Genomic DNA, 13,954 nt, shown 5'->3' on the forward strand with positions numbered 1-13,954 from the left:
TCAGGTGTCGTCCGGGTCGGCGGCCGTGGCCGACCAGAGCGCGTGCACGGTGTGCCGGACGCAGTCGTCCCGCACCCTTCCGCAGGCGCACCGGTACGTCTCCGTGGGCGTCGTCCGCCGGCAGCGTCCGGGGGCGGCGTCGGCGACGGTCGGCCGATCCGGACCACGCTCGTCTCGTACTGACATGTCATGACACCTCCCTTTGGGGGAGTTTACCCAGCGCGGCGGGTGCTGGTGAGTTGTGTCACTCCGAGTGCCCGGAGAGTGGATGCTACTGGCAGGTAACATAGTTTCCGTGGGCAAGTGCACAGCGGCCCGCGGTTGACCGGGCGTCAACGGACGCGCGAAGCTCCGCCCGTGACCGGGCGAGCAATCGCACCACCAAACAGGAGGGTCGTCGAAGCGCGATGAACATCGTCGTACTCGTCAAGCAGGTGCCCGATTCGGGCGCGGACCGCAACCTGCGTGCTGACGACAACACCGTCGACCGCGGTTCGGCGAACAACGTCATCAACGAGATGGACGAGTACGCCATCGAAGAGGCGTTGAAGATCAAGGAGGCGCACGGCGGCGAGGTCACCATCCTGACCATGGGCCCGGACCGGGCGACCGAGTCGATCCGCAAGGCGCTCTCCATGGGCCCCGACAAGGCCGTGCACGTCCTCGACGACGCCCTGCACGGGTCCTGCGCCGTGGCCACCTCCAAGGTGCTCGCCGCCGCGCTCGGTCAGCTCGGCGCCGACCTGGTCATCTGCGGTGCCGAGTCGACCGACGGTCGGGTCCAGGTCATCCCGCACATGATCGCCGAGCGGCTGGGCGTCGCCGCCCTCACCGGCGCGCGCAAGCTCGCCGTCGACGGCGCCACGCTGACCGTCGAGCGGCAGACCGAGGAGGGCTACGAGGTGGTCACCGCCTCGACCCCGGCCGTGGTCTCCGTCTGGGACACCATCAACGAGCCGCGCTACCCGTCCTTCAAGGGCATCATGGCCGCCAAGAAGAAGCCGGTGCAGACGCTCTCCCTGGGCGATCTCGGCGTCGCATCGACCGAGGTGGGTTTCGACGGCGCGACCAGTGCCGTGCTGGAGCACACCAAGCGCCCGCCGCGCTCCAGCGGCACCAAGATCACCGACGAGGGCGAGGGCGGCGTCAAGCTGGTCGAGTTCCTCGCCACCGAGAAGTTCGTGTGAGAGGTCTGGACATGGCTGAGGTTCTCGTCGTCGTCGAAGCCACCAAGGAATTCGGCGTCAAGAAGGTCACCCTGGAGATGCTCACCCTCGCCCGCGAGCTGGGCACCCCGAGCGCCGTGGTGCTCGGTGGCCCCGGTGCCGCCGAGGCGCTGAGCGCCAAGCTCGGCGAGTACGGCGCGGAGAAGATCTACGCCGCCGAGGGCGAGGAGATCGACGGCTACCTGGTGGCCCCCAAGGCCACCGTACTGGCCGAGCTGGTCAGGCGGGTGCAGCCGGCCGCCGTGCTGCTCGCCTCGGCCCAGGAGGGCAAGGAGATCGCCGCCCGGCTGGCCGTCAAGCTCGACAACGGCATCCTGACCGACGTGGTCGGGCTGGACGCCGACGGCACCGCCACCCAGGTCGCCTTCGCCGGCTCCGCCATCGTCAAGTCCAAGGTCACCCGGGGCCTGCCGCTGGTCACCGTCCGGCCGAACTCGGTCAACCCGACGCCGGCGGCGGCCACCCCGGCCGTCGAGCAGCTCACCGTCGCGGTGACCGACGCCGACAAGCTGGCCAAGGTGGTCGACCGGATCGCCGAGCAGAAGGGCTCCCGCCCCGAGCTGACCGAGGCCGGCATCGTCGTCTCCGGCGGTCGGGGCGTCGGCAACGCCGACAACTTCAAGCTGGTCGAGGAGCTGGCCGACCTGCTCGGCGGTGCCGTCGGCGCGTCCCGCGCGGCGGTCGACTCCGGCTTCTACCCGCACCAGTTCCAGGTGGGCCAGACCGGCAAGACCGTCTCCCCGCAGCTCTACGTCGCGCTGGGCATCTCCGGCGCGATCCAGCACCGGGCCGGCATGCAGACCTCGAAGACGATCGTCGCCGTGAACAAGGACGGCGAGGCCCCGATCTTCGAGCTGGCCGACTACGGCGTGGTGGGCGACCTGTTCAAGGTCGTCCCGCAGGCCGCCGAGGAGATCCGCAAGCGCAAGTGACGGGTCGACCGTCAGGGCGTCCGGATGGAGCTGATCGGCGGGCCGGGGAGCTGAGCCGGCCCGCCGATCAGCCCGTCAGGGTGCCCCTCAGCAGGCTGTCGCCGGAGTGGGCGGGCTTGTTGTCGTACTGCTCCGCGGAGACGTCGACCACCGAGTGCGCCTGAGGATCCACGTTCGGCGGCAGTGGAAGCAGGACGTCGCCCGTGCCGTCGCGCAGCACACCGACCGAGAACATCTCCATGTTCCGCGGGTTGATCAGCCAGACCTCGTAATACCCCGGAACGTCCGGGAGATTCGCGACGTGCAGGTGCGGTTTCGTCGCTGCGGTCGGCCAGCGTGCTGGTCGCCAGGTGGAACATCGCCCGGCCGAACCGGTCGTACGCCTCCCGCAGCGCGGCCTCGTCGCCGGCGCGGCACCGCTCCGCGAGATCGTCCGGGGGTGGTGGATCAGGTCCGGCCCGGCTCCTCCGAGCGCCGTCACCGGGCCGGTCGCCTTCCGTGGGGCATGCCCGACTGTAACGTCCACCGCCGCCGTTCCCGGACGCGTGTGCGCTCCACTCTCTTCACCGGCTCCACTCTCTTCACCGGCGCTTCTCTCCGCGACGGTGCTTCGGTGCCGAGGGTGCGGCCGGAACGCGTTCCGGCCGGAGGAACCGCCTCCGGCGATCGTGCCGGCCGTGTCGGCCCTGATCCGCGTCCGGCTTCCGGTGCGGTGGGCAGGCACTGTAGAGCGGTCGCTGCGCGCGTGACTCAGGGGGAGGCCGGGTCCGGCGTCCGGCGGGCGGGTCACCGGCCGTTAGGCTGGACCGTGATGGCATACCTGGATCACGCGGCGACGACCCCGATGCTCGACGAGGCGTTGGAGGCGTACGTCGCCACCGCCCGCGAGGTCGGCAACGCGTCGTCGCTGCACGCGGCGGGCCGGCGTGCCCGGCGGCGGGTGGAGGAGTCCCGCGAGCGGGTGGCCGCGGCGCTGGGCGCCCGCCCGTCCGAGGTGATCTTCACCGGTGGCGGCACGGAGAGCGACAACCTCGCGGTGAAGGGCATCTTCTGGGCCCGGCGTGCCACGCACCCCGACCGGGTCCGGGTCGTCTCCAGCGCGGTCGAGCACCACGCCGTCCTCGACGCGGTCGACTGGCTCGCCGGGCACGAGGGTGCCCAGGTGGGCTGGCTGCCGGCGGACGCCGCCGGCCGGCTCGACCCGGAGCTGCTCCGGGCCGAGCTGACCGGGCACGCCGACCGGGTCGCCGTGGTGACCGCGATGTGGGCCAACAACGAGGTGGGCACCGTCCAGCCGGTGGCCGGGCTGGCCGCGGTCGCCGCCGAACACGGGGTGCCGTTCCACACCGACGCGGTCCAGGCGGTCGGCCAGGTGCCGGTCGACTTCGCGGCCAGCGGGGCCTCCGCGCTCACCGTGACCGGGCACAAGCTCGGCGGCCCGGCCGGGGTCGGTGCGCTGCTGCTCGCCCGGGATGTCGCCGCCACCCCGCTGCTGCACGGCGGCGGGCAGGAACGGGACGTACGCTCCGGCACCCTGGACAGCGCCGGCATCGTGGCCTTCGCGGTCGCCGTCGAGTCCGCCGTGAAGGGCCAGCAGGAGTACGCCGCCCGGGTGGCCGCGCTCCGCGACGACCTGGTCCGGCGGGTCCGGGAGGCGGTGCCCGAGGTGGTGTTCAACGGCGACCCCGCCGACCGGCTGCCCGGCAACGCGCACTTCTCCTTCCCCGGCTGCGAGGGGGACGCGCTGCTGCTCCTGCTCGACGCCCAGGGCATCGCCTGCTCGACCGGCTCGGCCTGCTCGGCCGGGGTGGCCCAGCCCAGCCACGTGCTGCTCGCGATGGGCGCCGACCATGACCGCGCCCGCTCCTCGCTGCGCTTCACCCTCGGCCACACCAGCACCCCCGCCGACATCGACGCCCTGATCGCCGCTCTCCCCGCCGCCGTCGACCGCGCCCGCCGAGCCGCCGCCCTCCGCACCCCCCGCTAACCCACCCATACGCCCCCGCCCCCCTCCCGCGCCCCCTCCCGCGCTGCCCTCCCGCGCTGCTCCCGCGCTCGGCCGCGCTCTGCCTCCCGCGCTCGGCCCCCGCTCGGCTCCCGCTCTGCCTCCCGGTGATCAAGAGAGTTGCGTCGGAATCCCGCCGCCATCTGACCCAAACCTCTTGATCACCGCACGCATCCGGGGTCTGGGACACGTGTCGATTGCGGCCGTGTCTCCCACCGCGAGCCCCCGGCGTTGACGGACACGCCGCCGGTGAGATGGACCAGGTCGGCGGTGCCGTCGTACGCGCCGTGCCAACCTTCCTGCGCAGCCCCGCATCCGGCCGGTGCTGTCGGGGATCCGCCGGTCGTGCTTGGTGATCAAGAGGTTTGTGTCAGAGCCGGGGTTTTGGATGACGTAAAGCTCTTGATCACCGCGTGAGGCGCGGGGCGTGGGGCGCCGGGGCGTGGGGCGTGGTGGGCGTGGGGCGCGGGCGTGGGCGTGGGGTGGGGATCGGGTGTGGGTGGGTAGGCTCGGGGTGGAAGGGAGCGTGGGCTGGTGAGGGTGTTGGCGGCGATGTCGGGCGGGGTGGACTCCGCCGTCGCGGCGGCGCGGGCGGTGGCGGCCGGGCACGACGTGACCGGGGTGCACCTGGCGCTGGCCCGGAATCCGCAGACGTATCGGACCGGGGCGCGGGGGTGCTGCACGCTGGAGGATTCCCGGGACGCGCGGCGGGCCGCCGACGTGCTCGGCATTCCGTTCTATGTGTGGGACATGGCCGACCGGTTCCACGAGGACGTGGTGGACGACTTCGTCGCCGAGTACGCGGCCGGGCGTACCCCGAATCCCTGCCTGCGCTGCAACGAGAAGATTAAGTTCGCGGCGGTGCTGGACCGGGCCGTGGCCCTGGGCTTCGACGCGGTGGTCACCGGCCACCATGCCCGGCTCGGCCCCGACGGCCTGCTGCGCCGCAGCGTCGACCTCGCCAAGGACCAGTCGTACGTCCTCGCGGTGCTGACCCGGGCGCAGCTCGACCGGTCGGTCTTCCCGCTCGGCGACTCCACCAAGGCGCAGGTCCGCGACGAGGCGGCCCGGCGTGGCCTGGCCGTGGCCGACAAGCCCGACTCGCACGACATCTGCTTCATCGCCGACGGCGACACCCGGGGCTTCCTCGCCGGGCGGCTGGGCGAGGCGCCCGGCGACGTGGTCGACGCGCTGACCGGCGCGGTGGTCGGCAGCCACACCGGCGCGTACGCCTACACGGTGGGCCAGCGGCGCGGCCTGCACCTCGACCGGCCCGCCCCGGACGGCCGCCCGCGTTACGTGCTCTCCATCACCCCGAAGACCAACACGGTCACCGTCGGCCCCGCCGAGGCGCTGGAGGTCTCCCGGGTGCGCGCCACCCGTCCGGTCTGGACCGGCGCGCAGCGGCCGACCACGCCGGTCGAGTGCGAGGTCCAGCTACGGGCGCACGGCGACGTCGTCCCGGCCACCGTGGCGCTGGACGGCGACACGCTCACCGCCGAGCTGCGCCGCCCGGTCCGTGGGGTGGCCGCCGGGCAGGCGGTGGTGGCCTACCGGCCGGATCCGGCCGGGGACGTGGTGCTCGGCTCCGCCACCATCACCGGCTGACGGCGTCGGCAGGGTTACCCTTCGGCCGTGACTGAACAGCTCTGGCCCTGGCCGGCGGGCGCGGCGACCGGCATCGGTTCGCTGCCCGGCACCGACATCGCCGAGGCGCAGCGGGTCGTCCTCGGTGAACTGCCCGCCCTTCCCCACCTGCCCGAACTGCCGGCCCGGGGCCCCGGGGCCGACCTGGTCGGGCGTACCGGCGGGCTGCTGGTCGAGCTGCCCGTCGAGCTGTACGCCGCCCGCTGGCGGATCGCCCCGCGCCCCGGCCGGGACCTGCGTCGGGCCCGGGACCTGCTGGAACGCGACCTGGACCAGCTCGCCGAGCAGGCCGAGGCGTACGCCGGGCCGGTGAAGGTCCAGGCGGCCGGGCCGTTCACCCTGGCCTCGACGGTGGAGCTGCCGATCGGTGGCCGGATGCTGCGCGACCCGGGTGCGGTCCGTGACCTCACCGCGTCCCTGGCGGAGGGGCTGCGGCTGCACGTCGCGGCGGTGACCCGCCGGCTGCCCCGGGCGTCGGTGCTGCTCCAACTCGACGAGCCGTCCCTGCCGGCGGCGCTCGCCGGCCGGATCCGCACCGAGAGTGGTCTGGGCACCTACCGGCCGGTCGACACCGCGGTCGCCCGCACGCTGCTGGCCGAGGTGATCGAGGCGGTCGGGGCGCCGACGGTGGTGCACTGCTGCGCCCCGGACGTGCCGTTGGAGCTGATCCGTACCGCCGGGGCGGTGGGGGTGGCGCTGGACCTCGCCCTGGTCACCGACCTCGACCCGTTGGGCGAGGCGCTCGACGCCGGGCTCGGCCTGCTGGCCGGCGCGGCGCCGACGCTGCCGCCGTCGGCCGGTCGCGCGCCGACCTCGGCCCAGGTCGCCGACCGGGTACGCACGCTCTGGGACCGGCTCGGTTTCCCGCGCCGGCAGCTCGCCGAGCAGGTGGTGGTCACCCCGGCCTGCGGCCTGGCCGGGGCCACCCCGGAGTACGCCCGGGCGGTGCTGACCGCCTGCCGGGACGCCGGACGGCGGCTGCACGAGGAGTGAGGGTTTCCTGTCGTACCTGGTGGGCAGGATGGCGGTCATGATTGGAATGCTGCGTACCGTGGTCATCGACTGCCCGGACCCACGGGCCCTGGCCGGCTTCTACGCCGAGCTGCTGGGCCTGCCGTTGGCCGAGGAGGATTCCGACGGCGACGAATGGGTGGTGCTCGGCGGTCCACGTGGCCACCAGCCCCGGGTCGCCTTCCAGCAGGCGCCCGACCTGCGCCCGCCGGCCTGGCCGGATCCGGAGCGACCGCAACAGTTCCACCTCGACCTCACGGTCACCGACATCGAGGCGGCGGAGCAGGCGGCGCTCGCCCTGGGTGCCCGCCGGCTGCCCGGCGAGGGCGAGGGCTTCCGGGTCTACGCCGACCCGGCGGGCCACCCGTTCTGCCTCTGCTGGGACTGACGACCTCCGCGCTCGGGGCGCCGACCCGCCGCCGACCCGTCGGCGGCGGGTCGGGTCCCGGCGGGCCGGGGTGGTGGGTGCGAGGCATGATCGGGTTCGTGATCGACTCCTCGCTCCGCCGCGCCTCCGGTTCCCTCTTCGGGCTCGCCTACGGCGACGCGCTCGGCAAGCCGACCGAGTTCCTCTCCGTCGCCGAGATCCACCAGCGGTTCGGCCCGACCGGCCCGCGTGAGCTGGTCGGGGATCCGGCCCTGGTCACCGACGACACGCAGCTTGCCCTGGCAGTGGGGTGGGCGCTGCACGACGCGCCCGGTTACACGCCGGAGGCGGTCGAGCCGCTGCTGCGGCGGCGGTTCCTGGCCTGGGCCGCCAGCCCGGAGAACAACCGGGCGCCGGGGATGACCTGCCTGCGCGCCTGCGGCGAGCTGGGGCGCGGGTCGCGCTGGCAGGAGGCGACGGTGGCCGGCTCGAAGGGGTGCGGCGCCAACATGCGGGTCACCCCGGTCGGGCTGCTCGACGTCGACCTGGACACCCTCGCCGGGCTGTCCCAGCTCCAGGCCGGTCTCACCCACGGCCACCCGACCGGGCTGGCGGCCAGTGAGCTGACCGCGTACGCGGTGCGGCTGCTGCGCGACGGCGCGGCCCTGCCGGAGCTGCCCGGCCTGCTGACGGACCGGGCCCGGGCCCAGCGCCGGACGTACCGGGGCGACTGGCTCGGTGACCTGTGGCAGCGGCCCGGGGTGGACTCGCCGGCGGAGTTCATCGCCCGGGGCTGGGACGAGTGCCTCCAGGCGCTGGACCGGCTCGACGCCGCGCTCCGCGGGCCGGACGACGGCGGGGACCTGTGCCGGCACACCGGTGAGGGCTGGATCGCCGAGGAGGCGCTGGCCACCGCGCTGCTCTGCGCCCTGCGGCACGCCGACGACCCGGTCGCCGCGATCGCCCGGGGCGCGACCACCGCCGGCGATTCGGACTCGATCGCCGCGCTGGCCGGGGCCTTCCTCGGCGCGGCCCTCGGGCTGCCCGGCTGGCCGGCCGACTGGTCCATCCGGATCGAGTACGCCGACCAGCTCGCCACGCTCGGCGCGGCCTGGGACTGACCCGGCCGACCGGGTCGGGACGACCCCTGGGCGGGGGCGCGGCCAGGCGGGAGGGGTCCGGGGTGGGCCCGCCGGTCCGCTGGCGGTACGACCCGGGCGGTGGCGGCGCGCGGTCAGGCCGGGCTACGCCGTCCGTGCAGTCGCCTGACCTGACGCCACAGGGCCGGGTCGCAGGTGCCGGCCCGGCGGGCGAAGGCGTCGACCGGGATGCGCAGCGGCTCGGCGAGGTCCAGCCAGCTGTCGTGGCCGGCGTCCGGGTCCCAGTCGCGGGTCGGGATCGGCACGTGGTCGTCCCGGTCGCGCTTGTCCTGGCTGGTGATCTTGAGCACGTCGCCGCCCCGGTCGTCGGCGCGCAGCACCAGGCAGGGCCGCACCTTCGAGCCGCTGCCGTCGTGGAACGGCACGTCCGCCCACCAGATCTCGCCCGGCCGGGGCGTACCGGTGGGGGTGCGGGGGCGGGGCGGCGCGGTCGGCCGGGCCCGGTCCCGGGGCGGGGTGCCGCGTTCCGGGCGGATGCGTTGGCCGCCGCTCGACGGGCGTCCACCGCGTCGCCGCCACTCGTTCCAGGCCCAGCCGGCGACGACCGCCAGGACGATCAGCAGCCCCCACCGCACCCACTCGGGCATCCGTACCCCTGCCTCTCCCGGGCGGTCGCCCCGCCGTCGACGTGCGGCGATCGTCGCACGGTCCGGGCCCGGGCGCCCGTCGGGCGCGACGGGGTGAGGCAGGATTGTCCCACCGGCCCGTTACCGTGCTCCGGTAGCGTGATCACGGGGAGGTTCGAACGGTGTCCGGAGGCGGCAGGGTGTCGGAAGAAGAGGTCCCCCAGCAGGTCAGCGCGGCGCAGGAGGCGGCGGCCGGTGGTGAGCCGACCCCCGAGGCACGGGACCGGCACGCCACGCTGAGCCAGGAGCTGACCGAGCACCAGTACCGCTACTACGTCCTCGACGCGCCGACCATCCCCGACGCCGACTTCGACCGGCAGTTGCGCGAGCTGGAGGCCCTGGAAGCGGAGTACCCGGCGCTGCGTACCCCGGACTCACCGACCCAGCGGGTCGGCGGCACCTTCTCCACCGACTTCACCCCGGTCAGCCACGCCGAGCGGATGTTCTCGCTCGACAACGCCTTCGCCGACGAGGAGCTGGCCGCCTGGGCCGAGCGGGTCGAGCGGGACGCCGGCGGCCCGGTGCCCTACCTCTGCGAGCTGAAGGTCGACGGCCTGGCCATCAACCTCACCTACGAGCAGGGCCGGCTGGTCCGGGCCGCCACCCGGGGCGACGGGCGCACCGGCGAGGACGTCACCGCCAACGTCCGCAGCATCCGGGAGGTGCCGGCCCGACTCACCCCGTCCGCCGAGTTCCCCGAGCTGCCGGAGCTGCTGGAGGTGCGCGGCGAGATCTACTTCCCGGTGGCCGGCTTCGCCGACCTCAACGCCGCCCTGGTCGAGCAGGGCAAGGCCCCGTTCGCCAACCCGCGCAACGCCGCTGCGGGCAGCCTGCGGCAGAAGGACCCACGGATCACCGCGTCCCGGCCGTTGCGGCTGGTGGTGCACGGCACCGGCGCCCGGCGCGGCTTCCAGCCGGCCACCCAGTCCGAGTCGTACGCGGCGCTGAAGGCGTGGGGGCTGCCGACCAGCGACCGCTGGCGGGTGGTGCCCGACCTGGCCGGCGTGGCGGGGTACATCGCCCACTACGCCGAGCACCGGCACGACGTCGAGCACGAGATCGACGGCGTGGTGGTCAAGGTCGACCCGGTCCCGATCCAGGGTCGGCTCGGCTCGACCAGCCGGGCGCCCCGCTGGGCGATCGCCTTCAAGTATCCGCCCGAGGAGGTCAACACCAAGCTGCTCGACATCGAGGTCGGCGTCGGGCGCACCGGCCGGATCACCCCGTACGCGGTGCTGGAGCCGGTGCACGTGGCCGGTTCGACGGTCGCCCAGGCCACCCTGCACAACGCCCGCGAGGTGGAGCGCAAGGGCGTGCTGATCGGCGACACCGTGGTGCTGCGCAAGGCCGGCGACGTCATCCCCGAGGTGCTCGGCCCGGTGGTCGAGCTGCGGCCCCCCGACGCCCGCCCGTTCGTCATGCCCACCGCCTGCCCGTCCTGCGGCACGCCGCTCGCCCCCGCCAAGGAGAGCGACGTCGACATCCGCTGCCCCAACACCCGTAGCTGCCCGGCGCAGCTCCGCGAGCGGGTCTTCCACCTCGCCGGGCGGGGCGCGTTCGACATCGAGGTGCTGGGCTACAAGGGTGCCGCCGCGCTGCTCGACGCGGAGATCATCGGCGACGAGGGTGACCTGTTCGCCCTCGACGCCGGGCAGCTCGCCCGGTCGCCGTTCTTCGTCAACAAGGACGGCAGCCTGGGCACCAACGCCACCAAGCTGCTCGACAACCTCGCCGTGGCCCGGGAACGCGACCTGTGGCGGGTGCTGGTGGCGCTGTCCATCCGGCACGTCGGCCCGACCGCCGCGCAGGCCCTCGCCCGGCACTTCCGGTCCGTCGAGGCGATCGAGGCGGCCACCCAGGAGGAGCTGTCCTCGGTGGACGGCGTCGGTCCGACGATCGCCGCCAGCATCAAGGAGTGGTTCGCCGTCGACTGGCACCGCGACGTGGTCCGCAAGTGGGCCGAGGCGGGCGTACGGATGGCCGAGGAGGCGGTCGACGAGGGGCCCCGCCCGCTGGAGGGGGTCACCGTGGTGGTGACCGGCACCCTGGCCGGGTTCAGCCGGGACCAGGCGGCCGAGGCGATCCAGAGCCGGGGCGGGAAGGTCACCGGTTCGGTCTCCAAGAAGACCGGCTTCGTGGTGGTGGGGGACAATCCAGGCTCCAAAGCGGACAAGGCGGCCACCCTCAAGGTTCCGGTGCTGGACGAGGCGGCCTTCCGGGTGCTGCTCGACGCCGGCCCCGACGCGGCGCGCGACGTGGCCCGCGTCGAGGAATGAGGGGCTGCGACCCGGATGTGAATCTTGGGGTCGTATACCAACTTAGTTACGACTACGACCGATTCGTGGCTGTCGTGTGGGAGTCCCGGCACCAAGGGCGTTTCATGGGGGCAGGTGTGCGACCGGCGCACACCCCGACGGGTGTGCCCGGGAGGTGCGATGGCGACCGCCGACCCCCGCAACTCCGTCCCGTCCGGGCGGGAGGCGCTGTTCGCGGGCTTCGTCGCCGGGGTGGTCGGGCTGGCGCTGCTGGTCTCCGCCGTACCCCTGCTGGACCTCGTCGACCGGTCGGGCCGGCTGCCGGCGGCGTTCTGGACGATGGCGGTGCTCGCCGTCGCCTGCGACGCCCGGCCCTTCGTGCCGTCCGGCCGCCAGCAGACGTCTGCGGTCTTCCCGTCCACCTGCTTCACCTTCGCGATCCTGCTCGGCTGGGGCCTCGGCCCGGCGGTGGCGGTGCAGGCCGTCGCGGTCGCCGTCTCCGGCACCCGGATGCGGCACACCGTCTGGCGGACCACCTTCAACGCGGCCCAGTACGCCTGCGCGCTCGCCGCCGCCTACCTGGTGCTCCGGCTCGGCCCGGGCGGCCTCTTCGACGGCGCTCCGCTGCGCTGGACCGACGTCGTCGCGGTCGGCGGCGCCACCTGCACCTGGTTCGCGGTCAACTACGGCCTGGTCAGCACCGCGTTGCGGCTGCGCTTCGGCGGCCGGTGGTGGCCCAGCGCCCGGCAGGGGCTGCCGTTCGAACTGCTCTCCACCGGCTCGCTGCTGCTGCTCGCCCCGGTCCTGGTGACCGCGGCGCGGGCCAGCGCCGCGCTGATCCCGCTGGTGCTGGTGCCGCTCTTCGCGGTCTACCGGATGGCCCGGCTCTCCGGTGAACAGGAACAGCTCGCCGCCCTCGACCCGCTCACCGGGCTGCCCAACCGCAAGGCGCTGCTCGCCGAGGTGACCGAGCAGGTGCACCGGCACGCCGAGCGGGTCGCCCGGGACGAGCCGGACGCCCACCTCGCGCTGCTGCTGATCGACCTGGACCGGTTCAAGAACGTCAACGACGCGCTCGGCCACGCGGTGGGAGACCGGCTACTGGTGGAGGTGAGCGCCCGGCTGGTCGACGTGGTGGGCGACCGGGACCTGCTGGCCCGCCTCGGCGGCGACGAGTTCGCCATCGTCGCCGGCGGGCTCGACGGCGTCGACGAGGCCCGGGAACTGGCCGACCGGGTGGTCGCCGCGCTGGCCGAGCCGGTGTCGCTGGACGGGCTGCCGCTGGACGTCGGCGGCTCGATCGGCATCGCGCTCTTCCCCGACCACGGCGAGGACTACGCCACCCTGATGCGCCACGCCGACGTGGCCATGTACGACGCGAAGCACCGCAACGACACCGTCGCCGTGTACGCCGCCGAGTCCGACCACAACTCCGCCGAGCGGCTGGGACTCCTGGCCGACCTGCGGCGCGTACTGGAGGCGGGGCCGGCGGCCGGGCGGACCGTACGGGGCGGGGACGGCGCGGCGCTGCCGTCCCGGTTGGCCGGGGAGGCGGGCGTCGCCACCGGCGGCACGGTCCGGTGGCGGCTGCGCCGACGGCGGCCCCGGCCGGCACCGGAGCACCCCGACGAGTTGCTGGCCCGGATCCTCACCGGCGCCGACCCGGTCCGCCGCCGCCCGGCCGCCCCGGAGGGCGGAACGGCCCTGGTGACGCCCCCGGAGACACCGGTCGACCCCGCGTCGGCCGGTCCCGCCCCGGTGGACCCCGCGTCCGTCGACCCGGTGTCCGTCGACCCCGCGTCCGTCGACCCCGCGCCGGGGGGCCCGGCGTCGGTCGGTCCCGCCCCGGTCGGTGCCGCGCCGACCGGCCCGTCGGAGGGCGACCGGACGGCCGATGCCGGCGAGATCACCATGTACTACCAGCCGCAGGTCGCCATCGCCACCGGCGAGGTGGTCGGCGTCGAGGCGCTGCTGCGCTGGCGGCACCCGCGCCGGGGGATGGTCGACCCGGAGGAGCTGATCCGGGTGGCCGAGCAGAGCGCGGTGATGCGGCTGCTCACCCACCGGGTGATCGACGACGTGGTGGAGCAGCTCGCCAAGTGGTCGGCGGCCGGGGTCACCCTGCGGGCGGCGCTCAACGTCAGCGTCCGCGACCTGCACACCGGTGAGATCGCCGACCGGATCGCCGACCGGCTGGCCCGCTACGGGGTGAGCCCGGAGCGGCTGCAACTGGAGATCACCGAGGGCGCGTTGATGGCCGACCCCCGGCGGGTGCTCGCCACCATCACCCGGCTGCACCAGCTCGGGGTGGCCATCTCCCTGGACGACTTCGGCACCGGCTACTCGTCGTTGCAACACCTGCGCCGGCTGCCGCTGTCGGAGGTGAAGGTCGACCGGTCGTTCGTGCTGGGGATGGCCGACGACCCCGACGACGCCGCGATCGTCCGGTCGACGATCGACCTGGCCGGCGCGCTCGGGCTGCGGGTGGTGGCCGAGGGGGTGGAGGACGAGCGGACCTGGCGGCTGCTGTACGCGGCGGGCTGCGACGCCGCGCAGGGCTGGTTCTACGCCCGCCCGATGCCCGCCGAGGAGCTGGCCGCCTGGCTGGCCCGCTACCGCCCGCTCAGCCCGGTGCCCAGCCCCGACGCCGAGATCCCCCGCCGGCACGCCCGCTGACCGCCCCCGCGGCCTTCCGGTCGGCTTCCAGGCCCGCGTAGCCCGGCGG

At 74.4% G+C, this 13,954-nt stretch carries 12 protein-coding genes; 9 read left to right on the top strand and 3 right to left on the bottom strand.

Going from position 1 to position 13,954, the window contains the following annotated elements; genetic code table 11:
• Positions 1-186, bottom strand: coding sequence for a hypothetical protein (locus ACIQG9_RS05520; RefSeq protein ID WP_400398659.1), 186 nt, complete (start codon positions 184-186; stop codon positions 1-3).
• A 221-nt stretch (positions 187-407) separates the two neighbouring features.
• On the opposite strand from ACIQG9_RS05520, the gene ACIQG9_RS05525 reads away from it, so the two are divergent.
• Entirely contained in the window at positions 408-1,187 is a 780-nt protein-coding gene (locus ACIQG9_RS05525) for an electron transfer flavoprotein subunit beta/FixA family protein (protein WP_400398660.1), read from the top strand.
• An 11-nt stretch (positions 1,188-1,198) separates the two neighbouring features.
• Complete coding sequence (locus ACIQG9_RS05530; RefSeq protein ID WP_400398661.1) at positions 1,199-2,158, top strand: electron transfer flavoprotein subunit alpha/FixB family protein; 960 nt, start codon at positions 1,199-1,201, stop codon at positions 2,156-2,158.
• 67 nt (positions 2,159-2,225) lie between these two features.
• Here ACIQG9_RS05530 and ACIQG9_RS05535 read toward each other — a convergent pair whose 3' ends face one another.
• Positions 2,226-2,948 carry an anti-sigma factor gene (locus tag ACIQG9_RS05535; RefSeq protein WP_400398662.1) on the bottom strand — a complete coding sequence of 241 codons (723 nt, stop codon included), beginning with the start codon at positions 2,946-2,948 and terminating at the stop codon, positions 2,226-2,228.
• Between the two features lie 21 nt (positions 2,949-2,969).
• On the opposite strand from ACIQG9_RS05535, the gene ACIQG9_RS05540 reads away from it, so the two are divergent.
• From ACIQG9_RS05540 to ACIQG9_RS05560, 5 genes are all read left to right on the top strand, one after another.
• Positions 2,970-4,145, top strand: coding sequence for a cysteine desulfurase family protein (locus ACIQG9_RS05540; protein WP_400398663.1), 1,176 nt, complete (start codon positions 2,970-2,972; stop codon positions 4,143-4,145).
• A 552-nt stretch (positions 4,146-4,697) separates the two neighbouring features.
• A complete protein-coding gene (gene mnmA, locus ACIQG9_RS05545; RefSeq protein ID WP_400398664.1) occupies positions 4,698-5,771 on the top strand; it encodes a tRNA 2-thiouridine(34) synthase MnmA in 1,074 nt (357 codons plus the stop codon).
• A gap of 27 nt (positions 5,772-5,798) precedes the next feature.
• Positions 5,799-6,803, top strand: coding sequence for a methionine synthase (locus ACIQG9_RS05550; RefSeq protein WP_400398665.1), 1,005 nt, complete (start codon positions 5,799-5,801; stop codon positions 6,801-6,803).
• Positions 6,804-6,840: 37 nt separating this feature from the next.
• Positions 6,841-7,209: a VOC family protein gene (locus ACIQG9_RS05555; protein ID WP_400398666.1), complete on the top strand. Its 369-nt coding sequence runs from the start codon at positions 6,841-6,843 to the stop codon at positions 7,207-7,209.
• An 86-nt stretch (positions 7,210-7,295) separates the two neighbouring features.
• Positions 7,296-8,309 (top strand): ADP-ribosylglycohydrolase family protein, encoded by a 1,014-nt coding sequence (locus ACIQG9_RS05560; RefSeq protein WP_400398667.1) that lies wholly within the window; start codon positions 7,296-7,298, stop codon positions 8,307-8,309.
• Between the two features lie 113 nt (positions 8,310-8,422).
• Here ACIQG9_RS05560 and ACIQG9_RS05565 read toward each other — a convergent pair whose 3' ends face one another.
• Positions 8,423-8,935, bottom strand: a complete 513-nt coding sequence (locus ACIQG9_RS05565) for a type II toxin-antitoxin system PemK/MazF family toxin (RefSeq protein ID WP_400398668.1) — start codon at positions 8,933-8,935, stop codon at positions 8,423-8,425.
• 161 nt (positions 8,936-9,096) lie between these two features.
• On the opposite strand from ACIQG9_RS05565, the gene ligA reads away from it, so the two are divergent.
• Together ligA and ACIQG9_RS05575 are read left to right on the top strand one after the other, a co-directional pair.
• Positions 9,097-11,250, top strand: a complete 2,154-nt coding sequence (gene ligA, locus ACIQG9_RS05570; RefSeq protein ID WP_400398669.1) for an NAD-dependent DNA ligase LigA — start codon at positions 9,097-9,099, stop codon at positions 11,248-11,250.
• Positions 11,251-11,409: 159 nt separating this feature from the next.
• The gene (locus ACIQG9_RS05575; protein ID WP_400398670.1) at positions 11,410-13,905 is read left to right on the top strand and encodes an EAL domain-containing protein; all 2,496 of its coding nucleotides are present in this window, start codon (positions 11,410-11,412) and stop codon (positions 13,903-13,905) included.
• Positions 13,906-13,954: the final 49 nt, after the last annotated feature.

The sequence above is a fragment of the Micromonospora sp. NPDC092111 genome, from assembly GCF_044755745.1.
GTDB lineage: Bacteria > Actinomycetota > Actinomycetes > Mycobacteriales > Micromonosporaceae > Micromonospora.

What these genes read in the sequence shown, in the direction of transcription:
- ACIQG9_RS05520 (WP_400398659.1), bottom strand. Translation starts at nt 186, where the DNA reads ATGTCAGTACGAGACGAGCGTGGTCCGGATCGGCCGACCGTCGCCGAC.
- ACIQG9_RS05525 (WP_400398660.1), top strand. Translation starts at nt 408, where the DNA reads ATGAACATCGTCGTACTCGTCAAGCAGGTGCCCGATTCGGGCGCGGAC.
- ACIQG9_RS05530 (WP_400398661.1), top strand. Translation starts at nt 1,199, where the DNA reads ATGGCTGAGGTTCTCGTCGTCGTCGAAGCCACCAAGGAATTCGGCGTC.
- ACIQG9_RS05540 (WP_400398663.1), top strand. Translation starts at nt 2,970, where the DNA reads ATGGCATACCTGGATCACGCGGCGACGACCCCGATGCTCGACGAGGCG.
- ACIQG9_RS05555 (WP_400398666.1), top strand. Translation starts at nt 6,841, where the DNA reads ATGATTGGAATGCTGCGTACCGTGGTCATCGACTGCCCGGACCCACGG.
- ACIQG9_RS05560 (WP_400398667.1), top strand. Translation starts at nt 7,296, where the DNA reads ATGATCGGGTTCGTGATCGACTCCTCGCTCCGCCGCGCCTCCGGTTCC.
- ACIQG9_RS05565 (WP_400398668.1), bottom strand. Translation starts at nt 8,935, where the DNA reads ATGCCCGAGTGGGTGCGGTGGGGGCTGCTGATCGTCCTGGCGGTCGTC.
- ACIQG9_RS05575 (WP_400398670.1), top strand. Translation starts at nt 11,410, where the DNA reads ATGGCGACCGCCGACCCCCGCAACTCCGTCCCGTCCGGGCGGGAGGCG.